Origin of the sequence: Imbroritus primus (assembly GCF_964332355.1) — a bacterium.
In the GTDB taxonomy this organism is placed as follows: Bacteria; Pseudomonadota; Gammaproteobacteria; order Burkholderiales; family Burkholderiaceae; genus Imbroritus; species Imbroritus primus.
The window spans coordinates 1,513,990-1,528,493 of the sequence record NZ_OZ201293.1; the positions used below are offsets into that span (position 1 = coordinate 1,513,990).

A 14,504-nucleotide genomic window follows, 5' to 3' on the forward strand; every position below is an offset into this window, starting at 1 on the left:
GGCCCGACGGTGGCGTCATCCGCGCGACGATTCCCCAACAGCAACGGCGTCATTCCTGTATAATCTGCTTTTGCGCCTAGAGGATTTGCTATGCGTCTTGTCCAGAAAGCACTCACGTTCGATGACGTGCTCCTCATTCCGGCCTATTCGGCCGTGCTTCCCCGCGATACCTCGCTTCGTACCCAGCTGACCCGCGACATCCATATCAACATTCCGCTTGTTTCCGCCGCGATGGATACGGTGACGGAAGCGCGTCTGGCCATTGCCATGGCGCAGGAAGGTGGCGTCGGCATCATCCACAAGAACCTGAAGCCGGTGGATCAGGCGCGCGAGGTAGCCAAGGTCAAGCGTTTCGAATCCGGCGTGCTGCGTGATCCGATCACGATTTCGCCTGACATGCGCATCCGTGACGTGATCGCGCTGTCTGACCAGCATGGCATTTCCGGCTTCCCGGTCGTGGAAGGCCGCACGGTGGTGGGCATCATCACCAACCGTGACCTGCGTTTCGAGAACGAACTCGATGCTCCGGTGCGCGCCAAGATGACGCCGCGCGAGAAGCTGGTAACGGTGGCCGAGAATACCGCCCTGGAAGACGCCAAGCGCCTGATGAACAAGCACCGCCTGGAGCGTGTGCTGGTGGTCGACGATGCCTTCGAGCTGCGCGGCCTGATTACCGTCAAGGACATTCTCAAAGCCACCGAACACCCGCTGGCCACCAAGGACAGCCACGGCCAGTTGCTGGTCGGCGCGGCCGTCGGCGTGGGTCCGGACAACGAAGAGCGCATCGAACTGCTGGTCAAGGCCGGCGTGGACGTGATCGTGGTCGATACCGCCCACGGCCACAGCAAGGGCGTGCTCGAGCGTGTCCGCTGGGTCAAGCAGAACTTCCCGCACGTCCAGGTTATCGGCGGCAACATCGCCACTGGCGATGCCGCCAGGGCACTGGCAGACCATGGCGCCGATGGCGTCAAGGTCGGCATCGGCCCGGGCTCGATCTGCACCACGCGGATCGTGGCTGGCGTCGGGGTGCCGCAGATTACCGCGGTCTCCAATGTGGCTGAAGCGCTCAAGGGCTCGGGTGTGCCGCTCATCGCCGATGGTGGCGTGCGCTACTCCGGCGACGTCGCCAAGGCGCTTGCAGCGGGCGCGCATGCGGTCATGATGGGCGGCATGTTCGCCGGTACCGAGGAATCGCCGGGCGAGGAATTTCTCTACCAGGGCCGCTCATACAAGTCGTACCGTGGCATGGGCTCGGTTGGCGCCATGAAGGAAGGCGCGGCAGACCGCTACTTCCAGGACTCCTCGTCGAACGCCGAAAAGCTCGTGCCGGAAGGCATCGAAGGCCGCGTGCCGTACAAGGGCTCGGTGCTCGCGATCATCCACCAGCTGTGTGGTGGCGTGCGGGCCTCCATGGGCTATTGCGGCGCCGCCTCGATTGCTGAATGGCACGAGACCAGCCAGTTCGTCCAGATCACTGGTGCCGGCATGCGTGAATCGCACGTGCATGATGTGCAGATCACCAAGGAAGCACCGAACTATCATCTCGACTGACGGTAGGGCGCGGTCACGGTGTCCGTGGCCACGCCAACCGACCGCTCGCGCCGGCCGGTGGCACGCCTGCCGGCTCCGTGAACCCCTGCCGCTCCCACGACGGGGCGCAGGGCATTCCCGCCCCGGAGGAGTCCGATGAAAGCGCTGTTACGAGTCATCCTGCTACTGGACGCCGTGCTGCAGGTCCTGGTAGGTATCATCCTCTTGCTCGCCCCGATGCAGTCCATCTATGCAGGATTGCAACTGCCGCAACCGGCCCCGGCGCTGTATGGCCAAATGCTTGGCGTGCTGCTGATCGGCTTTGCGTGGCTGCTGGCACGCGCGGCCTTCAACGGGCACCTGACCGCGCCGGTAGCCGGCGTGACCGGTAATGTCAATCTCGCCTGCGCAGTGCTCATCATCGTCTGGCTTGTCTTCTTCGACCTGCCGGTCAGCGGAGCAGGGCGCATCTGGCTGCCGGTGCTTGCCGCTGTCATGGCACTGTTCGCCGCCGTCGAAATTCCCGCCGCCGCCGCCGTGGTCCGCCGTGAAAAGGCACAGCGCGCCGCAGCCCGTGAAGCCACTGTCGATACCACGCCCACAGGCGTCCCTGTGACACCTGCACCCGCAACGCTCGATCCCACCTGGCGCGATCCGGTGTTCACGCACGATGTGACACCCGTCAATGCCGATTCAACTCAATCCGACCATGCACGACAAAATCCTCATCCTTGATTTCGGCTCCCAGGTTACCCAGCTGATCGCCCGCCGGATCCGCGAAGCGCACGTTTTCTGCGAGATCCATCCGTACGATGTCTCCGAAGACTTCGTGCGCAACTATGGCGCCAAGGGCATCATCCTGTCCGGCGGCCCCAACTCGGTGATCGACGGCGATACACCACGTGCGCCGCAGGCTGTGTTCGAGGCCGGCGTACCGGTGCTGGGCATCTGCTACGGCATGCAAACGATGGCCGAACAGCTCGGCGGCGCATGCGAGAACGGTACCATCCGCGAATTCGGTTATGCCGAGATTCGTGCTCATGGTCATACCGAACTGCTGCGCGACATCGAGGACTTCGTCACGCCGGAAGGCCACGGCATGCTCAAGGTATGGATGAGCCACGGCGACAAAGTGCAGAAGATGCCCGACGGCTTCAAGCTCATGGCCTCCACGCCGGCATGCCCGGTGGCTGGCATGGCCGACGAGACGCGCCGCTTCTACGGCGTGCAGTTTCACCCGGAGGTCACGCATACCGTTCAGGGCAAGGCCCTGCTCGAACGCTTCGTGGTCGGCATCTGCGGCGCGCGTCAGGACTGGGTGATGGGGGACTACATCACTGAAGCCGTAGAAAATATCCGCAAGCAGGTCGGCGATGAAGAAGTCATTCTCGGCCTCTCCGGTGGTGTCGATTCGAGCGTGGCCGCCGCGCTGATCCACCGTGCTATCGGTGACCAGCTCACCTGCGTGTTCGTCGACCATGGCCTGCTGCGCCTCGACGAAGGCCAGAAGGTCATGGACATGTTCGCCCGCAACCTCGGCGTGAAGGTCATCCAGGTCGATGCCTCCGATGCCTTCCTCGGCAAGCTGGCCGGCGTGACCGACCCGGAACGCAAGCGCAAGATCATCGGCGCGGAATTCGTCGAAGTGTTCCAGGCCGAATCCGGCAAGCTCAAGAGCGCCAAATGGCTGGCCCAGGGCACTATCTATCCGGACGTGATCGAATCCGCCGGCAAAGGCAAGAACGCTGCGCATGCCATCAAGAGCCACCATAACGTCGGCGGCCTGCCAGACACGCTGCATCTCAAGCTGCTTGAACCGCTCACCGAGCTGTTCAAGGATGAGGTCCGTGAACTCGGCGTGGCCCTCGGCCTGCCGCGCGAAATGGTCTACCGCCACCCGTTCCCCGGCCCGGGCCTCGGCGTGCGCATTCTCGGCGAAGTGAAATCCGAATACGCCGACCTGCTGCGCCGCGCCGATGACATCTTCATCTCCGAACTGCGCGATACGGTCGCTTCTGCACACGACGCCGCTGCCGGCCTGTGCACCGCAGAAGACATCGGCAAGAGCTGGTACGACCTCACCAGCCAGGCCTTCGCCGTGTTCCTGCCGGTCAAGTCCGTCGGCGTGATGGGCGATGGCCGCACCTACGACTACGTCGTGGCCCTGCGCGCGGTCCAGACCACCGACTTCATGACCGCCCACTGGGCGCACCTGCCGCATGCGCTGCTCGGTACCGTGTCGAACCGCATCATCAACGAAGTGCGCGGCATCAACCGGGTGGTGTACGACATTTCGGGCAAGCCGCCGGCGACGATCGAGTGGGAGTGAGGTAGAGTTATTCCACCTGCATTTCTAAAGCCCCGCTATTCTCGAGCGAAAGCCGGAACAGCGGGGCTTTGTCATTTACGGCCGGTTCGACTACTCTCATCAACAGGCATCGGTGAATGGCAGTGGTTCGCCGGCGATAGTCGATGGGTGGTGCGCGGGACCCGGCACTGCCCGCATACCAATCTTGTGTTGCACGTGGGCCATGCTCGGTATGCATTGTGGGTCTCGCCGATGTTGCGAATCGAGCGACTTGAGGAGCGGATATGAAATACAAGGGTAGTTGCCATTGCGGCAGGATCGCCTTCGATGTGGAAGGTGACATCAAGGGAGCGCTGGCCTGCAACTGTTCCATGTGTCAGCGCAAGGGGGCATTACTATGGTTTGTGCCTCGTGCCGCTCTCCAGCTGCGAAGTCCGGAAGAGGCTGCTAGCACATACACATTCAACAAGCACGTGATCAAGCATCGCTTTTGCCCAGTATGCGGCATACACCCATATGGCGAAGGACAAGATCCTGAAGGCAGGGCCATGGCGGCCATCAATATCCGCTGTCTTGACGATGTCGACCTTGCGGCGATTCCCGTGCAGCAGTACGACGGGCGTTCGGCATGAGGCGGATCGCAGCCTGCTTGCAGGCTGCGATGAAATACATATCTCGGCTTTGGTGCGCGAGTACATGCAGCGTAGTGGCTCTTGAGCGCGGAAGCCGCCACACGCTACGCGAATCAAATAACCGTGTAGACCGGAACACGATAGCAGAACGACCGATCATGCTGCGTACTGGGCTAGCCTCACCGAACCCGCACTGGTGAGCTGCGATCAAGGCAGGTTCTGCTGCTTCCTGGGGACGGGCTTACCGTACTCGAGGAGCCGCAGCCCATGCTGGATTATGCTTTCCTGCAGCAGATCACCGATACCGCCATCCGCTCCCGCACCACTGTCGGGCTGACGAGACTACGCGCTGCGTTGTCCGCAGAGATACCCGCGCGGACCGCAACTGACACGCTCCTGCTGGCGACCTGGAATATCCGCGAATTCGATGCCGGCCGACATGGCTGGCGAGACGACGAGGCGTACTACTACATTGCGGAGATCCTCGGCCGCTTCGACCTGATCGCCATCCAGGAGGTGCGGCAAGGGCTGTACGCGTTGCAGCGGGTGCGTAGCCTGCTTGGCGCGTGGTGGGACTACCTCGTGACCGATGTGACGCTCGGTACCGCAGGCAATGCCGAGCGCATGGCCTATCTGTATGACCGCCGCAAGGTTGCCTTTACCGGCCTGGCGGCGGAGCTGGTATTGCCCCGCGAAGGCAAGGCGCAAGCCGAGCCGGTGCAGATGGCGCGCTCGCCGTACATCGCCGGCTTCCGGGCTGGCTGGGCCGACCTCACTTTGGCCACTGTGCATATTTACTACGGCCAAGCGGCGGCAGCAGAGCCGCGCCGACTAGAGGAAATCACCGCATTCGCCCGTACGCTGGCGCGCCATGCCGGAGCATTCTCCGGCGCACCGCAGGAGTGTCCCGACGTGGCTCCCGGCCCAGGCAATCTCATCATGCTGGGTGACTTCAACATCTTCAATCGCCGGGATGTGACGATGGAAGCAATCACGCGTGCAGGCTTCGTGGTTCCACCGGAATTACAGTCTGTACCAGGCACCAACGTCGCGCGCGACAAGCATTACGACCAGATTGCATGGTACCGGCAGCTGTCGCAGATCAGCCCCACTCGCCGGGCAGGCGTGTTCGATTTCTTTGCGCATGTCTATCGCCTGGAGGACGAGGTACAGTATGCCGCCGTCCGTGCGCCATCGCCGGGCCGCAGCTACCGCGATTGGCGGACGTATCGCATGAGCGATCATCTGCCGATGTGGATCGAGCTGAGCCTGGAAAATGGCGATGCGATTCTCGCTGCAATGCGGGCATCCGTTTCGCGTGAGTAAAGACGTTTCTCCAGTCGCATGCGCAGTCTGCACGATACACATGCAGGGACACGCATCATGACATCACGATGAAACCCATGCCAGCATGCCGCTTTCGAGGGGATATCCATCCGATTTCTTGACTTCCATTCCTGCCAAGGTAAGCTTTCGGCCCGGGAAGCCAGTATTCATGCGCTTCTCCATGCAATCTGTCCGCAATGGCGCACCATATGGACAGCCTGCATGCTGCCGTCATACCAAGCCAGAAAAACAGAAGGGGGTCATCTTGAAGAAGGTTCTAGCATTTCTTGCCATGTCGTTCGCTGTCGCAGGAAATGCGCATGCCTGCCAGTTCAGCTGGTACCACTATGGCGAAGACAGCACGCGCGCGTTGATCGCGCAGGAGATCGGCAGCCATGTCAGCGATGAATACTGTGCGCGCTTCAATGCCAAGCACCAGCTTTTCATCCAGTCCACTGCCTACGTGCTGAACAATGTGGTGATCGGCCATTCCATCGTCGGCATTCGACCGCGTGGCTCGAAGGTTCACCCGGCCGAGACATTCACCATGGTGAGCTACGATACCGCTGGCCGTACCTCGGGCGATGCGCAGCGCCTGGCCGTGCGCGCCACGGTACGCGCGCTGGACAACCTGATGTCCGAGCTCAAGACCTACAAGGTCAGCGAGTAAGCGTGCACGACGGGAAGGCGTGCATGCCAGCATGCCTTCCCGGCTCCCCCTGCGTCAGACAAAGCCGCCATTCACGCGCATGATCTGGCCATTCACCCAACCGCCATCCGGGCCCACCAGAAAGGCGACTGCTCCGGCAATATCCTCAGGCGTGCCCAGGCGTTCCAGCGGCGTCATGGCAACGATCTGGGCAATCTGCTCGGGTTGCTTGCCACGCAGGAACAATTCCGTCCCGACAGGGCCGGGTGCCACGGCATTGACGGTGATGCCGCGCCCCCGCAATTCGTTCGCGAATACGCGCACCAGGCCTTCCACGCCAGCTTTCGAGGCAATATAGGCGCCATAGCCCGGCAGGCTCTTGCCGATCACGCTGCTCGACAGCGTGATGAAACGGCCGCCATTGCCGAGGTGCCGTGCGGCATGCGTCATCATCAGGTAGGTGCCGCGCAGGTTGGTGGCCATCATGCTGTCGAATGCTTCCATCGCACCTTGCTCGATCGGGGAGAGCGTCATGATGCCTGCGCTATTTACCACCGCGTCGATCCGGCCGAATGCCGCCAGCGTCGTGGCGTACAGTGACTGCACGGCGGCGTCATCCGCAATATCGCCGCGTACCGCCAAGGCGGTTCCGCCGGCAGCTTCGATACCGGCCACTGCCTGGGCGGCAGCGGCGTCATTGCCGGCATAGTGCAGCGCCACGGCAAAGCCGTCTGCGGCCACGCGTTGTGCGATGGCCAGGCCGATACCGCGCGTGCCGCCTGTGACGATGGCGGCTTTCTGGATGGAAGTCGTGGTCATGGATACTCCTGCAGTACATGGCAAAAAAAACGTGCTTGCAGTATGGCTGGCGTACCGGCGTCGATAAAGGCTGGTAAATTGCCAAGACAATTCAATTTTCGTCAACAATTGCTATGGACCGCTTCGATTCGCTGCAACTGTTCGCCCGTATTGTCGAGCTTGGCAGCTTCAGCCGGGCGGCGGCAGCGCTGAACCTGCCGCGCGCCACAGCCACGCACGCCATCAAGGCGCTGGAGGAGCGCCTGGGCGCGCGCCTGCTGGAGCGGACCACACGGCATGTCCACCCGACAGCGGACGGGCAGGCGTTCTATGCACGATGCGTCCGCCTGTTGTCTGAACTGGAAGATGCCGAAGCTGCGCTGCGTCCGGCATCGGCCCAGCCACGCGGCATCCTGCGCGTGGACATGCATGGCACGCATGCCGCCCGCATAGTCCTGCCGCGCATGGCGGAATTTCACGCGCGGTATCCAGACATTGAGGTGGTTGTCAGCAGTGGCGACCGACTGGTCGATCTGGTTCGGGAAGGGGTGGACTGCGTGTTGCGCGCCGGCACGCCGCGCGACTCGTCACTGGTAGCGCGCCGCCTGGCGCTCATGCCGCAGGTGGTGTGCGCCAGCCCGGGCTATCTTGCCGCGCACGGCCAGCCCCGGCATCCGCAGGACTTGGCACAGCACCACATGGTGCGGTTTTTTGCCAGCAACGGTGCGCAGGATTACCCCATCATGCTGCAGGTCGATGGGCGCATGCAGACATTCTCCCTGCCGGCCTGGATGGCCGTGAACGATGCGGAAAACTACGTCGTGTGCGGCCTGCATGGCGCAGGCCTGATCCAGTTGCCACGGTTTCACGTGGCGGACGCCTTGCGCGCCGGTACGCTTGTCGAAGTGCTGGCGGCATGGCCCAGCCCGGCGCTGCCGCTGTCCGTGCTATACCCGCGTCACCGCCAGCGTTCGCCGCGTGTACGTGTTCTGATCGACTGGCTCAGCCGGTTGTATGCAGCGGAGTTCGGCCCGCTGCCATCGGGCCGTGCCTGACGGCCCGCCCTACGGCGTCGGCCGGATGCCGGGTGCCATGGCGCGGCTTATATGATGCTCACTGGACGGTGACTTTCCCCACCATGCCCGCCTCGAAGTGACCCGGGATCAGGCAAGCGAAATCTACGGTGCCCGCCTGCGTGAACTGCCAAACAATGCCTCCGCGCTTGCCAGGCGCCAGCGTCGCGGAGTTGGGATCGTCATGCTTCATGTCGGGCATCTTGCGCATCATCTCCGCGTGCTCCTGGAGCTCGCTCAGCGTGCCGATCACCATCTCGTGCGGCACCTTGCCTTCGTTCTTCAAGAAGAAGCGGATGGTTTCGCCAGCCTTGGCCTCCACCGAGGCAGGCGTGAAGCGCATCGTGTCGTCCATGGTGATTTCCACCGTGCGGGTCACCTTGGCCGGATCCCCTGGCTGGCCTATTGCACTGGCATATGCACTGGTGCTGCCATGGGAGCCATGTGCGCCGTGAGCGCCATGCCCAGGGGCTGCTAGCGCCGGAAAGGAAAGCGCGGCGGCCAGCGCGGCCACACCGAGCAGCGTGCGTGAAGTCCTCATGAAAACTCCTTGTGGTTGCAATGCCTGTCGGGATCAGAACCAGAAACGAACGCCTGCCACCCAGCGGGTCTGCTGGGCTCGGCCGCCATCGGCGCGGATCATGTCTGCGGTACGTCCAAAACTTGCCGCGCGTTCCACGCCGATATACGGCGCGAACTGGCGGGTGAATTCGTAGCGCAGGCGCAGGCCAGCGGATGCTTCCGCCAGGCCGCGCCCGATATGGCGGGCGGGATCGTCTTTGCCATACAGCTGCATTTCGATACGAGGTTCCAGCACGAGCCGCTGGGTGAGCAGCAGTTCATAGCTGGTTTCGAGCCGCAATGCAGTGCGGCCGTGCGTTCCCACATAGGCCGTAGCGTCGACTTCGAACCAGTACGGCGCCAGCCCCTGCATGCCGAAGGCCAGCCATTGGCGGCCCGGTCCTTCGCCGTGGTCGGCGCGCAGGCCGAGCTGGGTATCCCAGTAGCCGCTGACGGCATGGCTCCACAGCAACTCCGTGCGGCCTTCCTGCAGCTTGCCTTGCGCGACATTGCCTTCTGCCTTGAGGACCGCGCGGTTGTATGTGCCGCCAAACCAGCCCTGTACGCCGTAGGCCGTGGCATTACCACCTCTGCGGGTGAAGCGGCGTTCGAGCGTTTCGGCGCGGAACGCAGCGAACAGGTGTTCGTCCGCCATCATGAGATGGGGGATGCCCGGCACCGCATAGGGGCCGCTGTTACGGGCCAAGCCGTCGGCATAACCATGCGGGTCACGCGCATCGGCCGGGGCCGACCCGCCTTGCATGCGCATGTCGCCATGGTCCATGGCTGCTTCTTCCGTGGCAGGTGTCTCGGAGGCGTGGTCCGCGTGGGCCGCCGGCGCCTGTGCGGAAGCCCCATGGCCCGCATGCACATCCGGTCCTGCAGGTTGTGCCTGCGGCGCAGGTGGCAGGGCAGGCGCAGGCATCGCAGCAGCGCCATGCCCGGCATGTCCCGCGTGACCCGCATCGTGTCCGGTGCTGTGATCAACGTCGGAAGTCGACGGGTTGGCAGGAGCAGGGGCTGCATGTTGTCCGTGCATGGCATGCCCAGCATGGGTGCCATGGCCGTGGCCGGCATGCCCAGAAGCCGGCTTGGCCGGGGTGTGACGCTTGCCCTGCGTGGCCGCTGGCTGGTCATTGTCAGCCGGTGGCGATGCGTTGCCATGCGCGGCGTGATCCTGCGCCATCGCCTGGCCGGAGAGCGCGGCAGCCGCGGCCAGGGCTGCAAGACCGTAAGCAGGACGAAAGATCGGGCGACGGTATGGCATGCGATGGAACGGTGAGGGGTAACGGGTCATGACTGGATTCCTTGCTTGGGGCTCACGACACCACAACTTCGCGGAACATGCCCATGTCCATGTGGAACATCAGGTGGCAGTGCCACGCCCACCGGCCCAGTGCATCGGCCGTGACGAGGAAGCTGATGCGCTGCGCGGGTTGCACCGGCAGGGTGTGCCGGCGCGCGAGGAAGCGGCCGTCCGGGCTCTCCAGTTCGCTCCACATGCCGTGCAGGTGCATGGGGTGCGTCATCATGGTGTCGTTGTGCAGGATCACGCGGACGCGTTCGCCGTAGCGGAAACGCACCGGCGTGGACTGCCCGAACTCCAGGCCATCGAACGACCAGGTGTAGCGCTCCATGTTACCGGTCAGGTGCAGCTCGATCTCGCGTTCCGCGCCACGCGGATCCATCGGCCCGCCCGGGGTGTGCAGATCGGCCAGCGTCAGCGCGCGCCGCCCGGTGTTGCGCAGGCCGATGCCCGGATCATCGAGGTTGGTGCGCGCCATGTCGACGCGCATGTCGGTGCTGGGCCCATATTCCGTGCGGGCGTGACGCGCCCGCGTGCTGGGCCGGGCCAGCGAGTTCGCTGGATGGCCAGAGGCCGCATGCATGACGTGCTGGTTCGTCATGCCGCCGTGCTGCATGCCGGTATGTGCCGCAGTGGAGGAAGGAGTCGTGACACCGTGTCCTGCATGTCCGCCACCGCCACCACCGTGGTCCATCGCACCCATCATGTCGCCCATCGTCAGCCATTCGGCCGGGTCGAGCGCTGGCACCGGCGCCTGCAGGCCGTCGCGTACCGCGAGCGTGGCGCGTGCATAGCCGGTGCGGTCCATCGCCTGGGCGAACACCGTGTAGGCATCGTCGCGCGGCTCGACAAGGACATCGATGGTCTCGCCCGGGCCAAAGCGGAATTCATCCACGGTGACCGGCTCCACATCGACCCCGTCGACATGCACGACCTTGAGCTTGAGGCCGGGAATGCGCACATCATAGAAAGTATTGCCCGCGCCGTTGACCATGCGCAGGCGCACGCGTTCGCCGGGGCGGAACAGTCCGGTCCAGTTGCCGGCCGGAGTGGTGCCGTTGGCGAGATAGGTCAGCGTGGCGGATGACAGGTCGGCGAGGTCTGTCGGGCTCATGCGCATTTCATTCCACATCTTGCGCTTGGCAACCGCTCCCGCCAGCCCGTCATGCGCGACATCGCGGAAGAAATCCATGACGGTCGGCTGGTTGTAGTTGTACATGTCGCCCTGCGACTTGAGCTTGCCGAGTACCCGCATCGGGTCTTCATCGGTCCAGTCGGAGAACACCAGCACATGCTCGCGGTCGGCGCGGATGGTCTCGGGGCCGGCCGGGTCGATGATGATCGCGCCGTACATGCCGGTCATTTCCTGGAAACCGGAATGGGAGTGGTACCAGTACGAGCCGCTTTGCTGGACCTTGAAACGGTAGGTGAAGGTTTCGCCGGGTGCGATGCCGCCAAAGCTGATCCCGGGTACGCCGTCCATCTGGTACGGCAGGATGATGCCGTGCCAATGGATGGACGTATGTTCCCGCAAGCGGTTGGTGACGCGGATGGTGACCGTCTCGCCCTCGCGCCAGCGCAGTGTCGGCGCCGGCAGCGAGCCATTGATGACCGGCGCCATGCCAGGCTTGCCGGTGAAATTGACAGGCATTTCGCTGACTACGAGATCGAAGGTCGTACCGCGCAGTTCGGGCACGGGGCGTGCAGCAGCTGATTGGGTAACTGGTTGGACCAGCGCCGCCAGTCCTGGAATGGAGACCGCGGCCATGACGCCACCGGCGGCGAGTCCTTGGACAAAGCGGCGGCGCGAGGCACTGGGCGGCGCGACCGACAGGATGAGAGGCGAAGGGCGGTTCATGTCAGGGATGGACTCCAGAAGCCAGGAAGAACTAAAAACCTGCACAAGGCTGGCGAGGGCCGGAATGCCGGATACCATTGGCACTGCCAAGCCGGCGGACAGCGCTATCAGCTAAACCTTGCGGCTGAGCCATACGATTGAACTGCATGGCCGGCCCCTACTGACGTAGCATGCCCGCACCATTCACAGGCTTGCATGGCAGGGGATCCGAGGAGCATGGTAGGGTGGTGCGGCTGTCCGGAATCTGTCCCGAACATTACATTTATGTCATGTTCACGTCATGTTCCTGTCTGCTGGCCGTCGCTACATTGATCCGGTTGCGGCTGCGCGCGGATGTCTACGGGATGAGAGATGAAACTGCTGGTGATCGAAGACGAAGAGAAGACAGCCGACTACCTCCGCCAGGGCCTGGTGGAAGCGGGGTTCATCGTGGACCTGGCCCGCAACGGGCTGGACGGCCATCATCTCGCACTCGATGACATCTATGACCTGATCATCCTTGATGTGATGCTGCCCGATGTCGACGGCTGGCGCATCGTGCAGGCGGTGCGCAACGCAGGCAAGCAGGTGCCAGTGCTGTTCCTGACGGCGCGTGGCAGCGTGGATGATCGCGTGAAGGGGCTCGAGCTGGGCGCGGATGACTATCTGGTGAAGCCGTTTGCGTTTTCCGAGCTGCTGGCCCGCGTGCGCACGCTGTTGCGCCGTGGCAGTGCGCCCGCCCAGCCCGATGTGCTGCAAATCGCAGATCTGGAGCTTGACCTGGCGCGCCGCCGGGCCACGCGGGGAGGGCAGCGCATTCCCCTCACCGGCAAGGAATTCGCCTTGCTCGAACTGCTGGCGCGCCGCCGCGGCGAAGTCCTGCCGCGTTCCCTGATTGCCTCGCAGGTATGGGATATGAATTTCGACAGCGATACCAATGTGATCGATGTTGCGATTCGCCGCTTGCGTGCCAAGATCGACGATGCCTTCGAGCCGCGCCTGATCCATACGGTGCGTGGCATGGGGTACATGCTTGATGTCGAGTGATCCTCGCCGGGTTCACCGGCCCGCTTCGCTGGCACTACGCGTCACGCTGCTGGTTGGCGTGGTGATCGCGCTGGTGTTCCTCAGTTTCAGCTGGCTGGTGGAGCGCTCGCTTGAGTTCCATTTTGCCGAGCAGGATGCCGGCGAGCTGGCTGCGGTTGCCACCGCCGTTTCGCGCGCGCTGGCGGAAACGCCGGGCGACGCGCCTTTGGTACAACGACAGGCGCGGCTGGCCGGCGCCGTATCGGGGCACCACAAGGTGTACTACTACGTGGGTGATGGGCAGGGCCGGCAAGTCTATACAAATGGCGGTCCTGATCTGCATGCACTGTCGGCACGTCTTGCGCCGGTAGCGGCACTGGAAGCGCGTACCGTGTCGGTGTGGGAGGAGGGTGGCAGTACCTATCGCGGTGGCGTGCTGCGGGTGCCGGCACCGTCTGCGAGCGGCGCGGAACCGGCAGACGAACTGCGCATCGCCGTTGCCATGGACATGGATTTCCATATGACCTACCTGCATCGCTTCAAGCGCATGATCTGGTGGGCGACTGGCGTCGTGCTGTGCCTTGCCCTGCTCGTGGCATGGCTGGCGGTGCAGTGGGGGCATGTGCCGATCCGCAAGGTCAACGCCCGGATTCGCGCCATCGGTTCATCGCAGTTGCACGTGCGCCTCAACCCGCAGGAAGTGCCGGTCGAGCTGACCGACCTGGTGGTGGCCTTCAACGACATGCTGCAACGCCTGGAAAACGGCTTTCAGCAACTGTCCAACTTCTCGGCGGACATTGCGCATGAATTGCGCACTCCGGTGACCAACCTGACCACGCATACGCAGGTGGCCCTCAGCCAGGTCCGCAGCGCGGACGAGTACCGCGAGGTGCTGTATTCCAACCTGGAGGAATTCGAGCAGATGTCGCGCATGATCGGCGACATGCTGTTTCTTGCGCAGACGGAAAACGATCCGGGTAGCCGGCGGCTGGTTCCCGTCGATCTGACGGAACTGGCGGAAGACCTGTTCGACTATTTCGGCGCCTGGGCGGAAGACCGCCAGGTGCATCTCCGGCGCGCAGGCGAGGCATCGAAGGTCAATGCTGACCGCGATATGATGCGGCGCGCCCTGGGTAATTTGCTGTCGAACGCGGTCCAGCACACGGCGCCCGGACAGGCAGTGGAGGTGCATCTTGCCGATACCGGGGACGTTGCGGTGATCCGGGTGTCCAATCCCGGCAAGCGTATTCCGGCAGAGGCGCTGCCGCTGCTGTTCAACCGCTTCTACCGGCTTGATCCAGCGCGCCGGCGCAAGGGGCAGGGCGCCGGGCTGGGGTTGGCTATCGTCAAGTCGATCGTCGAGCTGCATGGCGGGCAGGTACGCGCATGCTCGGATGATGCGCACACCACGTTTGAAGTGACCCTGCCGCTGGCGCGTACCACCTGACGGTGCAGCAG

The 14,504-nt window shown here is 63.5% G+C and carries 13 protein-coding genes; 9 read left to right on the forward strand and 4 right to left on the reverse strand.

Going from position 1 to position 14,504, the window contains the following annotated elements:
* The first annotated feature begins 90 nt into the window (after positions 1-90).
* From guaB to ACQ3C8_RS06965, 6 genes are all read left to right on the forward strand, one after another.
* Positions 91-1,551, forward strand: coding sequence for an IMP dehydrogenase (guaB, locus tag ACQ3C8_RS06940; RefSeq protein ID WP_009522620.1), 1,461 nt, complete (start codon positions 91-93; stop codon positions 1,549-1,551).
* A gap of 135 nt (positions 1,552-1,686) precedes the next feature.
* The gene (locus ACQ3C8_RS06945; protein ID WP_428852936.1) at positions 1,687-2,265 is read left to right on the forward strand and encodes a hypothetical protein; all 579 of its coding nucleotides are present in this window, start codon (positions 1,687-1,689) and stop codon (positions 2,263-2,265) included.
* Positions 2,240-3,859, forward strand: a complete 1,620-nt coding sequence (guaA, locus tag ACQ3C8_RS06950) for a glutamine-hydrolyzing GMP synthase (RefSeq protein ID WP_428852937.1) — start codon at positions 2,240-2,242, stop codon at positions 3,857-3,859. The genes ACQ3C8_RS06945 and guaA overlap by 26 nt, the downstream gene beginning before the upstream one ends.
* A 263-nt stretch (positions 3,860-4,122) precedes the next feature.
* Positions 4,123-4,470 (forward strand): GFA family protein, encoded by a 348-nt coding sequence (locus tag ACQ3C8_RS06955; RefSeq protein ID WP_009522623.1) that lies wholly within the window; start codon positions 4,123-4,125, stop codon positions 4,468-4,470.
* A 267-nt stretch (positions 4,471-4,737) separates the two neighbouring features.
* On the forward strand, positions 4,738-5,796 hold the full coding sequence (locus ACQ3C8_RS06960; protein ID WP_428852938.1) for an endonuclease/exonuclease/phosphatase family protein: 1,059 nt from the start codon (positions 4,738-4,740) through the stop codon (positions 5,794-5,796).
* A gap of 292 nt (positions 5,797-6,088) precedes the next feature.
* Complete coding sequence (locus ACQ3C8_RS06965; RefSeq protein WP_009522625.1) at positions 6,089-6,466, forward strand: hypothetical protein; 378 nt, start codon at positions 6,089-6,091, stop codon at positions 6,464-6,466.
* A 54-nt stretch (positions 6,467-6,520) separates the two neighbouring features.
* Here ACQ3C8_RS06965 and ACQ3C8_RS06970 read toward each other — a convergent pair whose 3' ends face one another.
* Entirely contained in the window at positions 6,521-7,264 is a 744-nt protein-coding gene (locus ACQ3C8_RS06970) for an SDR family oxidoreductase (RefSeq protein WP_428852939.1), read from the reverse strand.
* Between the two features lie 113 nt (positions 7,265-7,377).
* On the opposite strand from ACQ3C8_RS06970, the gene ACQ3C8_RS06975 reads away from it, so the two are divergent.
* Positions 7,378-8,298: a LysR family transcriptional regulator gene (locus tag ACQ3C8_RS06975; RefSeq protein ID WP_428852940.1), complete on the forward strand. Its 921-nt coding sequence runs from the start codon at positions 7,378-7,380 to the stop codon at positions 8,296-8,298.
* Positions 8,299-8,356: 58 nt separating this feature from the next.
* On the opposite strand, the gene ACQ3C8_RS06980 is transcribed toward ACQ3C8_RS06975, so the two are convergent.
* The 3 genes from ACQ3C8_RS06980 to ACQ3C8_RS06990 all read right to left on the reverse strand — a co-directional run bounded on the left by ACQ3C8_RS06980 (position 8,357) and on the right by ACQ3C8_RS06990 (position 12,041).
* The gene (locus tag ACQ3C8_RS06980) at positions 8,357-8,857 is read right to left on the reverse strand and encodes a cupredoxin domain-containing protein (protein ID WP_009522628.1); all 501 of its coding nucleotides are present in this window, start codon (positions 8,855-8,857) and stop codon (positions 8,357-8,359) included.
* 33 nt (positions 8,858-8,890) lie between these two features.
* The gene (locus tag ACQ3C8_RS06985) at positions 8,891-9,916 is read right to left on the reverse strand and encodes a copper resistance protein B (RefSeq protein ID WP_428849609.1); all 1,026 of its coding nucleotides are present in this window, start codon (positions 9,914-9,916) and stop codon (positions 8,891-8,893) included.
* Positions 9,917-10,196: 280 nt separating this feature from the next.
* Positions 10,197-12,041 (reverse strand): copper resistance system multicopper oxidase, encoded by a 1,845-nt coding sequence (locus ACQ3C8_RS06990; protein WP_428852941.1) that lies wholly within the window; start codon positions 12,039-12,041, stop codon positions 10,197-10,199.
* 351 nt (positions 12,042-12,392) lie between these two features.
* Between ACQ3C8_RS06990 and ACQ3C8_RS06995 the strand changes: the two genes are divergently transcribed.
* Positions 12,393-13,067 (forward strand): heavy metal response regulator transcription factor, encoded by a 675-nt coding sequence (locus ACQ3C8_RS06995; RefSeq protein ID WP_428852942.1) that lies wholly within the window; start codon positions 12,393-12,395, stop codon positions 13,065-13,067.
* Positions 13,057-14,493 (forward strand): heavy metal sensor histidine kinase, encoded by a 1,437-nt coding sequence (locus tag ACQ3C8_RS07000; RefSeq protein WP_428852943.1) that lies wholly within the window; start codon positions 13,057-13,059, stop codon positions 14,491-14,493. Before ACQ3C8_RS06995 ends, ACQ3C8_RS07000 begins: the two co-directional genes overlap by 11 nt.
* Positions 14,494-14,504 lie beyond the last annotated feature (11 nt).

Excerpts from the sequence above, each read along its gene's own strand:
- ACQ3C8_RS06990 (WP_428852941.1), bottom strand. The coding sequence starts at position 12,041 with ATGAACCGCCCTTCGCCTCTCATCCTGTCGGTCGCGCCGCCCAGTGCC.
- ACQ3C8_RS06945 (WP_428852936.1), top strand. The coding sequence starts at position 1,687 with ATGAAAGCGCTGTTACGAGTCATCCTGCTACTGGACGCCGTGCTGCAG.
- ACQ3C8_RS06975 (WP_428852940.1), top strand. The coding sequence starts at position 7,378 with ATGGACCGCTTCGATTCGCTGCAACTGTTCGCCCGTATTGTCGAGCTT.
- ACQ3C8_RS07000 (WP_428852943.1), top strand. The coding sequence starts at position 13,057 with ATGTCGAGTGATCCTCGCCGGGTTCACCGGCCCGCTTCGCTGGCACTA.
- ACQ3C8_RS06960 (WP_428852938.1), top strand. The coding sequence starts at position 4,738 with ATGCTGGATTATGCTTTCCTGCAGCAGATCACCGATACCGCCATCCGC.
- ACQ3C8_RS06970 (WP_428852939.1), bottom strand. The coding sequence starts at position 7,264 with ATGACCACGACTTCCATCCAGAAAGCCGCCATCGTCACAGGCGGCACG.
- ACQ3C8_RS06980 (WP_009522628.1), bottom strand. The coding sequence starts at position 8,857 with ATGAGGACTTCACGCACGCTGCTCGGTGTGGCCGCGCTGGCCGCCGCG.
- guaA (WP_428852937.1), top strand. The coding sequence starts at position 2,240 with ATGCACGACAAAATCCTCATCCTTGATTTCGGCTCCCAGGTTACCCAG.
- ACQ3C8_RS06965 (WP_009522625.1), top strand. The coding sequence starts at position 6,089 with ATGTCGTTCGCTGTCGCAGGAAATGCGCATGCCTGCCAGTTCAGCTGG.
- ACQ3C8_RS06985 (WP_428849609.1), bottom strand. The coding sequence starts at position 9,916 with ATGCACGGACAACATGCAGCCCCTGCTCCTGCCAACCCGTCGACTTCC.
- guaB (WP_009522620.1), top strand. The coding sequence starts at position 91 with ATGCGTCTTGTCCAGAAAGCACTCACGTTCGATGACGTGCTCCTCATT.
- ACQ3C8_RS06995 (WP_428852942.1), top strand. The coding sequence starts at position 12,393 with ATGAAACTGCTGGTGATCGAAGACGAAGAGAAGACAGCCGACTACCTC.
- ACQ3C8_RS06955 (WP_009522623.1), top strand. The coding sequence starts at position 4,123 with ATGAAATACAAGGGTAGTTGCCATTGCGGCAGGATCGCCTTCGATGTG.